The following is a 13469-nucleotide window of genomic DNA, read 5'->3' as shown; positions in this document are numbered from 1 at the left end:
ATAGTGCCCGACCGCGGGTGGAAGCGAAGCGCCCGCCCGCGGGGGCGGTCGGGCGCTGTCCGTGCCGCAAGCGGCACAGACGAATTCTGTCACACAGGCTGCGGCACTATCGGAAACCCGTGCACCGGTGGCCCAAGGCCCACCTTACCTGCCAGCCCACAGGTAGGGTGGGCTTCAGGCCACCTTTGCGAAAGATCACTATGACCGAGCGCCTGTACCTTTATGATACCACCCTGCGCGACGGTCAGCAGACGCAGGGCGTGCAGTTCTCCACCGAGGAAAAGCGCGCCATCGCCGAAGCTCTGGATGCGCTGGGCGTCGACTATATCGAAGGCGGCTGGCCTGGGGCGAACCCCACCGACAGCGCCTTTTTCGACGCAGCCCCCAAAACCCGCGCGCGCATGACCGCTTTCGGCATGACCAAGCGGGCCGGGATGTCGGCTGAGAACGACGACGTGTTGGCTGCCGTTTTGAACGCGCAGACCAAAGCCGTATGCCTCGTGGGCAAGACATATGAGTTTCATGTCAGTGCGGCGTTGGGGATTTCCAATGCGGAGAATACAGACAACATCTCCCGCTCCATCGCTTACCTCACATCCATCGGTCGGGAGGCGCTCTTCGACGCCGAGCATTTCTTTGACGGGTACCGTGCCAATCCCGCCTATGCGCTGGAGGCTGTGAAGGCCGCCTATGACGCGGGCGCGCGCTGGGTTGTGCTCTGTGACACCAACGGCGGGACCCTGCCGGAGGAGGTGGGGCGGATCACATCAGAGGTCATCGCCGCCGGTATTCCCGGCGATCACCTTGGCATTCACACGCACAACGACACGGAAAACGCGGTTGCCTGCACATTGGCCGCCGTCGATGCGGGCGCGCGACAGATCCAGGGCACGCTCAACGGGCTTGGCGAGCGTTGTGGCAATGCCAATCTGACAGCGCTCATTCCGATCCTGCTGCTGAAAGAGCCCTACGCCAGCCGCTTCGAGATCGGCGTGACGCGTGACGCGCTCACAGGGCTCACGCGGATCAGCCGCATGCTGGACGAAATCCTCAACCGGGTGCCTTTCCGGCAAGCCGCCTTCGTCGGGTCCTCGGCCTTTGCACATAAGGCCGGGCTGCACGCCAGCGCCATCCTGAAAGACCCCACGACCTACGAACACATCAACCCGGCGGATGTGGGTAACGCCCGTGTCATCCCGATGTCCAATCAGGCGGGCCAGTCGAACCTGCGCGAACGGCTCGCGGGTGCCGGCCTCACCGTCGCCAAGGGCGACCCTGCGCTGGGACTGATCCTCGACCGGATCAAGGCGCGTGAGGCGGAAGGGTATTCCTACGATACCGCGCAGGCCAGTTTCGAACTGCTGGCGCGCGACACGCTGGGCCAGATGCCGGAGTTCTTCGAGGTCAAACGCTACCGCGTCACCGTCGAGCGGCGCAAAAACAAATACGACAAGATGATCAGCCTCTCCGAGGCGGTCGTGGTGGTGAAAATCGACGGCGACAAGAAGCTCTCCGTCAGCGAATCCATGGATGAAAGCGGCTCCGACCGAGGCCCTGTGAATGCACTCGCCAAGGCGCTGGCCAAGGACCTCGGGCCATATCAGCAGATCATAGACGACATGCGCCTGGTGGACTTCAAGGTGCGCATCACCCAAGGGGGCACCGAGGCGGTCACACGCGTGATCATCGACAGCGAAGACGGCCAGGGGCGGCGCTGGTCCACCGTGGGTGTGTCCCCGAACATAGTCGATGCCTCCTTCGAGGCTTTGCTCGACGCGATCCGCTGGAAAATCCTGCGGGACACGAGAGGGTCGTCATGAGCGACGCCTATCGGGAGGCCTTCTTCACGCTGCACCGCGATCTGCCGCGCGAAGGGCCTGGTGAGCCTGCAGATATCACCTGGGCGGCAGGTGTCGCGGGGACACCACGGACCGGGCGCATCTGTGACGCGGCCTGTGGGCCGGGCGCCGATATTGCGGCGCTGCGAAGGGTCGCCCCGGACGGACATGTGATCGCACTCGACAAATACCCGCATTTCACGGCTCAGGCGCAGGCGCTGCACGGCGGTGACCCGGCCGTGACCATCGCCACCGGCGACATGGGCCAGATCACCGGCCCCTTCGATCTGATCTGGTGTGCAGGCGCGCTCTACTTTCTCGGCATCACCGCGGGGCTGAAGACGTGGCGCGCGGCACTGGCGCCGGGCGGGGCCGTTGCCTTTTCCGAACCCTGCTGGTTCACCGATGCCCGGCCACAACAGGCCGCCGACCTTTGGGCAGAGGAGTATCCCGCAATGACCGATGCGGCGGGGATCGACGCGCAGGTGCAGGCGGCGGGCTACACCACATTGGGCACCCGCAAGCTCTCTGCCGCGGCATGGGAAAACTACTACGGCCCCATGGACAAGCGGATCGCGGCACTCTCACCTGGCAACACACCGGAACTGCAGCAGGTACTCGCCGAAGCGCGCCGAGAGGCGGATGTCTGGCGCGTGCACCCGGAGAGCTTTGGCTACCTGCTGAGCGTGGTGCGCCCGGATGGGATTTGACGCCGATCTGAATGCCTGCGCCGCGCTGGTCGAACAGGGCGACGCGGACCGCTTTACCGCCACCATGGCAAGCCCTGTTTCAGCACGCCACATCCTCTTTCCGCTCTACGCCTTCAACATCGAAGTGACGCGCGCGCCATGGGTGACGCAGGAACCGATGATCGCCGAGATGCGCCTGCAATGGTGGCGGGATGCGCTTGAGGAAATCGCCGAAAGCCGCCCGGTGCGACGACACGAGGTGGTCACCCCGCTGGCGGGTTTTCTGACGCCGGATCAGGCCCGCGCGCTGGACGAACTGATCGATGCCCGCCGGTGGGATATCGGCGCGGATCCCTTTGAGGATGAAGCGGAGATGTGGCGCTATCTTCGGGCGACAACAGGTACACTGCTCTGGACCGCTGCGCAAGCTCTGGGCGCCGCGCCCGCCGAGCAGGCCGCGTTTCTCAAAACCACCCGCGCCGTGGCGCTGGCCAACTGGTTGCAGGCCCTGCCTGAGCTCGAAGCGCGGGGCAAGCGTCCGATGCACGATGGACGGCCCGAAACCTTGGCCGCCCTGGCCAAAACCGCCCTCCGCGACCTCAAGGCGCAATCCGCCCTCGGCCGCGCGTCGCGTCTGGTTCTGCTCTCCGGCTGGCGTGCCCGTCACATTCTGAAAACCACCGCGCGCCAGCCCGGGCGCGTCGCGCGCGGCGCGCTCGTCACCCCGGAGCTGCAGCGCAGTCTCACCCTGATCCGCGCCCGTTTGACCAGACGCATCTGACTTCTTCTGGCTGCAAATATCCCGGGTGAGGCGCGGCACGCGCCGAGGGCAGAGCCCTCTAGGCCGTCTGCGGCTTGGGCCGCATCACCAACCAGATCAGAGCACAGCCCGCCAGCACCAGAAAGGGAATCATGGCGATGTTGACGGCGGCCCAACCCTCTTCGGCGGACCCGCCGGAGCAGTTCATCAACCCCCCCGAGGCGAGCGAGGCCAGTGTAACCCCACCAAAGACCAAGAGATCATTTACCCCTTGGATGCGTCCGCGCTCATGCGGTTCATGCGCACCCGCCAGCATCGTGGTGGCCCCGATGAACCCGAAATTCCAACCCAGTCCCAGAAGAATGAGGGCGACGAAGAAATGCGCAAGCGCCACGCCTGACAGCGCCACGGCCCCCGCGGCACCAAGGATCAGCAGCCCCAACCCCATGATCCGCTCCACCCCGAACCTGACGATCAGGTGGCCGGTGAAAAACGACGGTGCGAACATCGCCAAAACATGGCCCGTGACGACGTTGGAGGCATCCGCCACCGCGAACCCACAGCCCACAACGGCCAGGGGCGTGGAGGTCATCACCAGGTTCATCAGCGCGTAGGACACCATCGCGCAGATCACGGCAACCGCGATGCGCGGCGTCTTCAACAATTCCATGACCGACCGTCCCCGCGGCGCCTCTGCCGAAGGTTTCGGCGGCTTGGGGATGTCGAGAAAGGCAAAGAGCAGCATGCCCAGCACGTTCAGCGCCATCGCCGCCATATAGACCGGGAAGAACCGCATGACCGTGGCATCGGGATTTGCACTGGTCAGATAGCCCACCAGCTGCGGCCCGATGATGGCCGACAACAGCCCGCCTGCCATGACATAGGAAATTGCCTTGGGACGGAAGCTGTCCGAGGCTGTATCAGCCGCCGCAAATCGAAAGAAACCCTGGGAAGACATATAGATACCGGTCAGATAACTGCCGACCAGAAAGATCCAGAAGTTGTCCAGCGTCAGTGCATAGGCGCAGATGGCCGCACCGATCAGCCCGCCAACGGCGCCGACGAGAAAGCCCGCGCGCCGGCCAAACCGCTGCATCAGGCTCGAGAGCCAGGGCGCGGTGGTCATCGACCCGAAAACGATCATCGAAATGGGTAATGTCGCAAGACAGGCGTTGACCGCCATCTGCTGTCCCGCCAATCCGCCAATCACAAAAATCATCGTGATCTGGCTGCCCAGAAACGCCTGCGCCATGACCAGAACCATCACATTGCGCTTGGCGCGACTATCATCTGTTGCGTGCATGCGCCTTGGGTAATCTGCTTGCCGGGTCGGGGCAAGTCCCCTTGCCACCGGGGGCTTGTGGCCTAAAGTCGCGATATGAGAAATGCGGGTTCGATTCTGGTCATGGCGGGCGCGCGTGAGGCGCATGGCCTTGTATCCCGTCTTAAATCACGTGGTCGCTCGGTTGTCGCCAGCCTGCCAGAGCCCGAACGGGTGTTTGAGCCATTACCGGTGCCGACGCGGGTGGGGGCTTTTGAGGACAACGCGAGTTTCGAGGCCTGGGTGGACACGAACAACGTGGTCTGTGTGCTCGATGCCAGCCATGCCTTTGACGCGGAGGTCTCGCGCCGCGCCGCGCTTGTCTCGACACGTCTGAACCTGCGGTATCTGCGGGTGTTGCGCCCGCCGTGGCGCGCCTCCGGGCAGGATTACTGGACGGACTACCGCACCGTGCGCAAGGCATCCGAAGACATCCCGGCGGGCGAGCGTGTGTTCAGCAATACCGGGCGGGCCTCGCTGCCGGAGTTCGAGACATTTGCCGGGCAGGTGCTGTTTCTGCGCCAGACACAGGCCCAGAAAGCGCCACCGCCCTATGACTTTGTACGCTACGTCACCGGCACGCCGCCGTTCTCTCAACACAGCGAAGAGGCGCTCTTTCAGACCCTGCGGATTTCGCGCCTGATCTGCCGCAATGTCGGGGGATCGGCCAGCATCTCCAAACTGCTGGCCGCCCGGCGCCTGGGGCTTCGCGTGGCCATGGTTGCGCGGCCGGACCCGCCCGTTGGTATGCAGATCGTTGAAACCGTGACCGAGGCGCTGGCCTGGGAAGCTGACGCATGAGCGTTGGGCGGATTATTGAAACCGATGCGGATGTGGCGGAGGGGGCGGCTTGGCTCGCCCGCCAGGATGATCGCCTGGCGTCAGCGCTGCAGGCAACCGGCCCCTTGCCGCTGCGCCGCAGGCCGGATGGCTTTGCACAATTGTTGAGTGCCATCGTCAGCCAGCAGGTCTCCACCGCCTCGGCCCGTGCGCTCTGGGCGCGGCTGGAGGAGGCGGACGCGACGGAGCCTGCCGCTGTTCAGGCCCTGAGCGCAGAGGCCTTGCGATCGTTGGGTCTCAGCCGCCAGAAGGCGCGTTACGCGCATGCGCTTGCCGCGGCAGAGATCGACTTTGCTGCCCTCAGATCGGCGTCTGATCAGGAGGTCATCCGGGTGCTGACCGGTGTCACCGGCATCGGTGTCTGGACCGCGGAAATCTACGCCATGTTCTCGCTGGGCCGCGCGGATATCTTTGCCCCCGGCGATCTTGCCCTGCAGGAAGCGGCGCGCCTTCTTTACGATCTGCCCGAGCGCCCCAGGGAACGGGCCTTGCGGGAAAGGGCGGAAAGCTGGTCGCCCTGGCGGTCGGTTGCAGCGCGGTTGCTCTTTGCGTACTACCGGGTGGCCAAACAGAGGGACGGGATCACATGACACGGGTTTTGAATGCAGGCCGCCGCGCGCCGGTGTCGGGGGATACGCGGTCCGTCGTGGTGTTTCTGCACGGCTACGGGGCCAATGGCGCCGATCTTCTGGGGCTTGCGGACCCGCTGGCCGAACATCTGCCCGATACGCTCTTTGTGGCCCCCGATGCGCCCGAGGCCTGTGCGGGCGCGCCCATGGGATTTCAGTGGTTTCCGATCCCGTGGATCGATGGCTCGTCGGAAGAAGAGAGCATGCGCGGCATGATGCAGGCCATCGACGATCTCAACGCCTTTCTGGACGCGCTGATGGTCGATGAAGACGTGCTGCCCGAGCAGGTGGTGCTTTTTGGCTTTTCCCAGGGCACGATGATGGCGCTGCATGTGGCGCCGCGCCGCGAAGACACGGTGGCCGGTGTGGTCGGCTTTTCCGGTCGGTTGCTGAGCCCCGAAACCCTTGCGGATGAAGTGGTCGTGCGCCCGTCGGTGCTTCTGGTGCATGGCGACGCCGATGATGTCGTGCCGCCGCAATCCCTGCCACAGGCCGCCGAGGCCCTGCAGGAAGCAGGCTGGCAGGACGTCTACGCCCATATCATGAAGGGCACGGGCCACGGCATCGCGCCGGACGGTCTTTCCGTGGCGCTCGCCTTCATGCGCGACAAGCTGGGGCTCTGAGCGCAAGCGAGATCAATACTACTTTAACGCGGACGGGGCATGGTGCCGGCTGGAGAAGGCCCATGCAGGACGTCGAGTCGGATTTATTGGATATGGTGGAGCACCCGGTATTCGTTCTGGAACCGGATGCAGATGGCGTGCCGCGCTACGCGGCCTTCAATGCCTATGCCCGCAATGTGCTGGGCCGCCCCCTGGACGAGATACTGGGGTGCACCGCTGCCGAACTCTATCCGGGGCGTCTGGGCGAGGTCGCCTACACGCATCATGTGACCGCGATGACATCGGCCAAGCCGTTGATCTATGAAATCCTACTGCCACTGGACGGGGTGCAGCGGCTGCTGCGCACCACGCTACGGCCCGTTTGTGACGACAGCGGTGCGGTGGTGCGGATCATCGGAAGTTCGACCGATATCTCCGGTGGTCATGGCCTGCGCGAGGCGCGGACTGAAATGGCCACCCTGACCAGCGAGATGGAGGACTTTATCAATCTCGCAGCCCATGACTTGCGCACACCGATGCGCAATGTGTCCTTCATCGCCGAAATGCTGCGCGAGGATTTTGAAGATCTCGGCGATGGCAAGCTGGATCTGATCAATACGCTGGAGGACATTGGCAAGAACGCCATGCGGCTCATCAGCGACGTGCTGTCACATGCGCAGGCAACGTCTTTGGCCAATCAGACCGTGCATTTCGACTTTGCCGGGCTGGTGGAGGAAATTTCCACGGTACTGGACCCAATGGGCAACTGCGTGATCCGGCAAGCCGACGGAATTGTCGAGGGCGATCGCACGGCCACCCAGATTATTCTGCGCAACTTGATGGACAATGCCATAAAACATTGGACTCTATGCGGTACGGCGGCGGCGCCCGCCGACCAGCAGGCCCTTGAACTGACCATCGATCTGGCAGAGCTGGAAGACGGTTTTTTCGAGGTCACGATCACGGACAATGGGCAGGGTTTCACCGATCCGGCGCTGCTCTTTCTTGACACCGGTCAACTGCGCGTCGACAGCGGCTTTGGCCTGTTTGGCGTCAGGCGCCTGATACATGCCCGGGGCGGCACCCTGACGGTCTCCAACCGAGCGGATAGACAGGGCGCTGTCATTGCCTTCACCCTTCCAGGTCGGCGCGTGACAGAGGCTCCTTCGGCTCAAAAAATCGCTTGATGTGATCCTGCACGAGGCCGCCATTTCTGATGCGCAATGAGCGCAAGAGCGGGGCGCAGCCAGTAGCCTTTCCATGAAAGACAGCGCGGTGGGTGTGTTCAGGTCTTGCGATAGGCGCCCGGGCTTTGGCCCATGACCCTCTTGAACTCGGTGTAGAAGTTCGACCGGGTCAGGAAGCCGGCGGCTTCGCCCACGGCGCCGACCGGGTCGGATGTGCTATGCAGCAGCCGTGCGGCTTCGGCGACGCGGAATTCGTTGATGAACTGTGAGACATTCTTGCCCCCGGTTCGGTTGATGGCCTCGGACAGCGCCCGATCCGTCACGCCCAACCGCCGCGCCAGCCGGGTCAGCGACAGCTGCGGATCAACGAAGAGGCGGCTTTCTTCCAGAAAGGCGCGGGCCCGTTCCGCGATCTCCGCATCCTGGCTGTTTTGCTGGCTCTGCTTGGGCAGCGCATCGCCGCTGCGGATTGTCGCCGCAACCGCCACGCCCATCATGGCAATCATCACAAGACTGGCCAGCGACAGGAGCCAGCCGACGTTGGCGCCCTCATTGCGGGCAAAATCGATGGCAATCAGCGTGTCCATCACGCAGGTGATCACGAGCAGGCCGACCCCGATCAGGATCAAACGGCGCATGAACCCCACATGGGCCACCGCCAACTGTGACAGGCGGTCCGGCCCGCCGCGCCAGAGCCTTAGAAGCAGCAGCGCGTAGATGGCGTAGCTGAGCCCGATCATCAGATCGAGCGCCACCCGGACGTTCGGGACAGCGGCCACGACGGCTGTCGCAGCGGCAGCGCAACCGAGATGCAACAGGAGCGCTGTTTGCAGGCGTGCCGCGCGGTCCGACAGGGCAAAGTACCCAAGATAGATCAACGGCCCGATCCAGAATGGCAGCAGCCGCTGGACCACCAGCACCGCGTCGACCTGATAGGCGAACCGCAGAGCGACCAGGATCGTTTCCACCACGATCAGCCCTGCGAGCGCTGTGAAAAGCGCCTTGGCAGGCCCCGGCAGCCAGGCCCGCGTCAGCACCATGACACCAAAAATCGCGGCCAATCCGGTCAGAAACAGGGGGAGGGGGACGGAGATCACGGGGGCAGGCCTGTCCTCGATTGCGTAGAGCTGTCCTGAAAGCCGTTTCAGGACAGTCAAGGCATTGCCCGAAAACGGCTCTTTGCTCAAGTCAGGATCATCGCAACACCAATTCATGAGGTCTGACATGAACACCAATCTTCGCCAATTCTGCCTGTCGGCGGCCATTATTCTGGGATTTGCAGCGACGGCGGATGCCGCCGATTTCGCCCCCGCCGTCGCCGAATACCGCGCGGCGCATAGGGAGACGGATCGCGTGCTGGAAGGGCATGTGTGGTACCCGTCGCTGTCGCAAGAGCCGGAACGGTTGCTCAAGGGCAGCGCCGTCTGGCGCAACATTTCCGGCCATCTCGATGCCCGCATTGCACCCGGTGTCTTTCCGGTGGTGATGATGTCACACGGCATGTACGGCAACTCGATGAACCAGGCTTGGCTGGCCAAACGGCTCGCTGCTGACGGGATCATCGTTGTGCAGCCCAACCACCCCGGCACCACAAGCTTCGGGCGTGACCCCGATCAGGCGCGCCAGCTGTGGCTGCGCGCCACCGATCTCAGCGTTAGCTTTGACCAACTGCTGACCGACCCGCGGTTTGCCGACCACATGGACCCGACGCGGGTGGCCGCCGCGGGCCATTCGCTGGGCGGCTACACGGTCATGGCCGCCGCCGGGGCCCGGCACGATGTGGCCCACTTCAATCAAAGTTGTGCGGATGCCGCGGCGCGGCCGGATTGCGCGGCGCTGGAGATGTGGAAGGTGGGGCACAGCCCCGATGACCTTGAAGACCTGCAAAGCGATCGGTCCGATCCGCGCCTGCGCACCGTGATCCCGCTTGATCTGGGGGGCACACAGACATTTGCGCCCGACAGCCTTGCGGAGATCGACATCCCCGTGCTGGTCCTCGGCTCCGGACGTCAGGACATGCTGGACCAGACCATCGAATCCCGTGCTCTGGTGGCTAACCTGCCGGAAAACCTTGTCACCCATGTTGAGGTGGAAGATGCCGGTCACTTCGATTTCATGGGCGTCTGTGTCGAAGGCGGATACGAATTGCTCAAGCGCGAAGAGCCGGGAGATGAGATCGTCTGTGTCAAAGGGCAGGACGCCCGGATTGCCCAGCACGATCGCATCTATGATCTGATCATCACGCATCTGCGGGCCACTGGCGTTGTGGCTCAGCACTAAGGACACAAGGTCCGGTTCCGCCGTTTCAGGGTTGTGCCGGACCTTGTGGATAACTGTCACTTAACCGTTACCGTGTTACCCTATGCATCCTGCGACATGTTGTGGTCAAACAGGGGCTTGCAAGACGCAAACCACGAGATATAGTCGGCCTATCGGCGGGACTGGCCCGCTGGACCGGACGCGGAACGGCAAAGGGTGCGTGTAATCATGGACGGCGATTTCAGAACGGATTTTACCCGCAACCCTGCGAGCCTGAGGCACCGACCCGCGCTGGTGCTGAACGCGGATTATCGCCCCTTGAGTTACTACCCGCTATCGCTCTGGCCCTGGCAGGAGGCGGTCAAGGCGGCCTGGCTCGACCGGGTGGACATCGTCGCCGAATATGACGACATCGTCCGAAGCCCCAGTACGGAAATCAGAATTCCGTCGGTCGTCGTTCTGAAAGACTATGTAAAACCTCAAAAGCGCGTGGCCTTCACGCGCTTTAATTTATTTCTGAGGGATGAATTTCGTTGTCAGTATTGTGGCGCCAAGGGGGAGTTGACCTTCGATCACGTGGTACCGCGTGCCTCTGGTGGTGTGACCAGTTGGCAGAATGTGGTGGCGGCCTGTTCGCCCTGCAACCTCAAGAAAGGGTCTAAACCGCTGCACCGCACGGGTCTTTCCCTGCGCAAACCGCCACGCCAGCCGGGTGCGGAAGAGCTGCGCAACATGGGCCGCAAGTTCCCGCCCAACCATCTGCACGAAAGCTGGATGGATTTCCTCTACTGGGATGCGGAACTCGAAGCCTAGGCGTTTCGGTCCTGACACTTTGGGCGGGCATGATCGCTCATAGCCTGATCCGTCTAGCCACATAGATTTGTATAGATCAGCCGAAATCCGCGCGGTTTTTCGAGGGTTTCGCAGATCTCCTTTGGCGCCTCACCCGTCGTGTCGGGTTTCAGGTGCAGATCGAGAAAGGGCAGGGAGGTTTGCCGGATCACCCGCTGCCAAATGCGTTTGCCGGGCCCGTAGCGGTGCAGGTTCAGCCAGCCGATGGTGAAATCCAGATGCGAAATCTTCCGCGGGCTCAGGACAACGAGGTCGCTGTCCGCTGCCGCGATCATCGCATGGGTCTCATGCACCTGTCTCTGGTGGAAAAGCTTGCGCACAAGGCGCAGAAACTCCCGGTCCCTGTGGGCGCCATCGCGGACTTCCTGCGCGACCTGTGCCTTGACGTCGAAATAGTACCGCATGTGGGGGTCGCGGATGCGTTCCCCTCGCTGCGTCGGGTCGGTCCCGTCCATGTTGATGGAGACCTTGCACCGCGGCTCGCGGTCACAAAAATGCCGGGAGGCCGCCCCGCCAAAGGAATGGCCGACCGCACCGATGCGGGACAGATCAAACAGCCCGCTCAACCCCTCTGCACCGCCGGGCGCGTTGATGTCCGCCAGCGCCGAGAGAACAAACCGGATATCGGCAACCCAGAGGGCAAGCTGTGCGCGGGCGCCCATCCGCGCGCCGGAAACGCTATAGTGATACCGGTCCAATAGATCGTCGCGTGGCGCGGCCCCTAGAGGCAAGGCGGCGAGGGCATCGGCACTGGCCTGATCAAAGGTAAGGGCCGAATCTCGCGCCTCCTCCGGGATTTCGCTGTCGACGTAGTCCTGCAGCGCGCTGTCGACCTTGGCGACGCGGCCGTTTTGCAGCGTGACCAGGCTGGCGGAATAGCTGTGGCCGATGGAGACCACGATATACCCACGCGCAACCAATGCTTCGAAATAGGGTTCATTCGCCTCTGCCGCGTTGCCGTTTCCGTGCGAATAAAGGATGACCGGCAAGGCCCGCGACGTGTCTGGTATGGCATTCTGATAGGTATTGCTGCGCCGTTTGCGGTTCTGCAGTTTGTCCAGAATATTGTGCCTGCCATCCGGATCGATGGCAAAATCGACCGCGTCACTGTGAAACCCGTAGTGCTTTCGGCTGTCCGCATCCAGTGGGGCCCGTGCCGGATACCAAATGCGCACCATCAGATCTCTGTCGCGGCGTCCATTGGCGCGGGTCAGAATCTCCTGCATCTTCGGGGTCAGGTCATCGATCAGATCCGGGCTGGACAACACCAGCCGTTGCGCGCCGATGATATCGGCCTGCGCCCAGGTGGCGGGCCCTGCAAACAGGAAGATCAGCGGCAAGAGGTACGCAATCAGCGGGTATCGCACAAAGGGGTCTTTCATCAGAAGTGCACATCAGGTGACCGGTGGATCTGGTCGCTGAGACGGCTGATACTGATTCTGTGCGGCGCCCGTCGTCCGGTCCGGTGGGGTCGGACAGCCTGTGCGCCTGGTGTCAGGCGGCGAGATCAATCCAGACGGGGACGTGGTCAGAGGGCTTGTCGCGCCCGCGCACATCCTTGTCGATCACGCAGTCCGTCAGCATGTCAGCCGTTTGCGGGCAAAGCAGCAGGTGATCGATTCGGATCCCCTGGTTTCTGTTCCACGCACCGGCCTGATAATCCCAGAAACTATAATGTCCCGGCCCTTGCGTTCGGGCGCGAAACGCATCCGTCAGCCCCAGATTGATCAGCGCGCGAAAAGCTGTGCGGCTTTCGAGCCGGAACAGGGCGTCCTCCCGCCAACTGTCGGGCGCGGCGGCATCTTCGGTCTGTGGGATGATGTTGTAGTCCCCGGCCATCAGGAAGGGGGTCTCTTCGGCCAGAAGCGTCTCCGCCCGTGCTTTGAGCCGGGCCATCCAGGCAAGCTTGTAATCGTATTTAGGGCCGGGCACGGGGTTGCCGTTTGGCAGATACAGCCCGCAGACCCGCAGCGCATGGGAGGCGCCCACGACCGTGGCCTCGATCCATCGCGCCTGCTCGTCACTCTCATCCCCGGGCAGACCGCGCGTGACGTCTTCCAGCGGGTGTTTCGACAGAATCGCAACGCCGTTGAAGCTCTTTTGCCCGTGGGTGGCCACGTTGTACCCGCGTTCTTCAAAGAGTTCGGTGGGAAAAGCCTCATCGATCGATTTGATTTCCTGCAGAACCACGACATCGGGCTGGGCATCGTCCAGCCATTCAGGTAGTGCGTTGATCCGTGCCTTGATGCCATTGATGTTGAAGGTGGCAATCTTCATGTCGGCCCTCCCGAGATATGTGCAAGCTATCGCGCAATCAGAAGGTCAGAGCAAGCGCCGCAGTGGGGCCAAAATTTCCGCCGGACTGGAGGTGATTCCAGTGATTCTCGTTAACGGTTAACGAAAAACGGCAGTTATAAGTTAATATCCACATATTTATCCACTGTGGATAAAAAAAAATTAACCAAGGTTACCAAAGTGAGTTTCGCGGCACC

13 protein-coding genes are annotated in these 13469 nt (G+C 62.8%); 9 read left to right on the top strand and 4 right to left on the bottom strand.

All coding sequences use genetic code 11. From position 1 onward, the window contains the following. Positions 1-200: 200 nt before the first annotated feature. The 3 genes from cimA to ISX84_RS11085 are packed head-to-tail and all read left to right on the top strand — an operon-like array spanning position 201 to position 3308. On the top strand, positions 201-1820 hold the full coding sequence (cimA, locus tag ISX84_RS11095; protein ID WP_195820437.1) for a citramalate synthase: 1620 nt from the start codon (positions 201-203) through the stop codon (positions 1818-1820). After that, positions 1817-2548 (top strand): class I SAM-dependent methyltransferase, encoded by a 732-nt coding sequence (locus ISX84_RS11090; RefSeq protein ID WP_195820436.1) that lies wholly within the window; start codon positions 1817-1819, stop codon positions 2546-2548. The genes cimA and ISX84_RS11090 overlap by 4 nt, the downstream gene beginning before the upstream one ends. Continuing rightward, positions 2538-3308: a squalene/phytoene synthase family protein gene (locus tag ISX84_RS11085; protein WP_195820435.1), complete on the top strand. Its 771-nt coding sequence runs from the start codon at positions 2538-2540 to the stop codon at positions 3306-3308. The genes ISX84_RS11090 and ISX84_RS11085 overlap by 11 nt, the downstream gene beginning before the upstream one ends. A gap of 58 nt (positions 3309-3366) precedes the next feature. Here the strand turns inward: ISX84_RS11085 and ISX84_RS11080 are convergent, their stop codons facing one another. After that, the gene (locus tag ISX84_RS11080; protein ID WP_195820434.1) at positions 3367-4590 is read right to left on the bottom strand and encodes an MFS transporter; all 1224 of its coding nucleotides are present in this window, start codon (positions 4588-4590) and stop codon (positions 3367-3369) included. Between the two features lie 75 nt (positions 4591-4665). On the opposite strand from ISX84_RS11080, the gene ISX84_RS11075 reads away from it, so the two are divergent. From ISX84_RS11075 to ISX84_RS11060, 4 genes are all read left to right on the top strand, one after another. Further along, entirely contained in the window at positions 4666-5409 is a 744-nt protein-coding gene (locus ISX84_RS11075; protein ID WP_195820433.1) for a precorrin-6A/cobalt-precorrin-6A reductase, read from the top strand. Further along, positions 5406-6038 carry a DNA-3-methyladenine glycosylase family protein gene (locus ISX84_RS11070; RefSeq protein ID WP_195820432.1) on the top strand — a complete coding sequence of 211 codons (633 nt, stop codon included), beginning with the start codon at positions 5406-5408 and terminating at the stop codon, positions 6036-6038. Before ISX84_RS11075 ends, ISX84_RS11070 begins: the two co-directional genes overlap by 4 nt. Next, positions 6035-6700 carry an alpha/beta hydrolase gene (locus tag ISX84_RS11065; protein ID WP_195820431.1) on the top strand — a complete coding sequence of 222 codons (666 nt, stop codon included), beginning with the start codon at positions 6035-6037 and terminating at the stop codon, positions 6698-6700. Before ISX84_RS11070 ends, ISX84_RS11065 begins: the two co-directional genes overlap by 4 nt. A gap of 62 nt (positions 6701-6762) precedes the next feature. Then, a complete protein-coding gene (locus tag ISX84_RS11060) occupies positions 6763-7866 on the top strand; it encodes a PAS domain-containing sensor histidine kinase (protein ID WP_195820430.1) in 1104 nt (367 codons plus the stop codon). 98 nt (positions 7867-7964) lie between these two features. Here ISX84_RS11060 and ISX84_RS11055 read toward each other — a convergent pair whose 3' ends face one another. After that, a complete protein-coding gene (locus ISX84_RS11055; RefSeq protein ID WP_195820429.1) occupies positions 7965-9092 on the bottom strand; it encodes a helix-turn-helix domain-containing protein in 1128 nt (375 codons plus the stop codon). Between ISX84_RS11055 and ISX84_RS11050 the strand changes: the two genes are divergently transcribed. Together ISX84_RS11050 and ISX84_RS11045 are read left to right on the top strand one after the other, a co-directional pair. Further along, entirely contained in the window at positions 9091-10146 is a 1056-nt protein-coding gene (locus ISX84_RS11050; protein WP_195820428.1) for an alpha/beta hydrolase family protein, read from the top strand. The genes ISX84_RS11055 and ISX84_RS11050 overlap by 2 nt on opposite strands. Before the next feature lie 207 nt (positions 10147-10353). Then, complete coding sequence (locus ISX84_RS11045) at positions 10354-10938, top strand: HNH endonuclease (protein WP_195820427.1); 585 nt, start codon at positions 10354-10356, stop codon at positions 10936-10938. Between the two features lie 53 nt (positions 10939-10991). Here the strand turns inward: ISX84_RS11045 and ISX84_RS11040 are convergent, their stop codons facing one another. Together ISX84_RS11040 and xth are read right to left on the bottom strand one after the other, a co-directional pair. Continuing rightward, positions 10992-12359, bottom strand: a complete 1368-nt coding sequence (locus ISX84_RS11040) for an alpha/beta hydrolase family protein (protein ID WP_195820426.1) — start codon at positions 12357-12359, stop codon at positions 10992-10994. 112 nt (positions 12360-12471) lie between these two features. Further along, the gene (gene xth / locus ISX84_RS11035) at positions 12472-13254 is read right to left on the bottom strand and encodes an exodeoxyribonuclease III (protein WP_195820425.1); all 783 of its coding nucleotides are present in this window, start codon (positions 13252-13254) and stop codon (positions 12472-12474) included. Positions 13255-13469 lie beyond the last annotated feature (215 nt).

The organism is Roseobacter sp. MH60115 (genome assembly GCF_015644665.1).
Classification (GTDB): domain Bacteria; phylum Pseudomonadota; class Alphaproteobacteria; order Rhodobacterales; family Rhodobacteraceae; genus Roseobacter.
The sequence above is the reverse complement of the archived record's forward strand: the minus strand, read 5'-3'. Positions and strand labels throughout refer to the sequence as shown.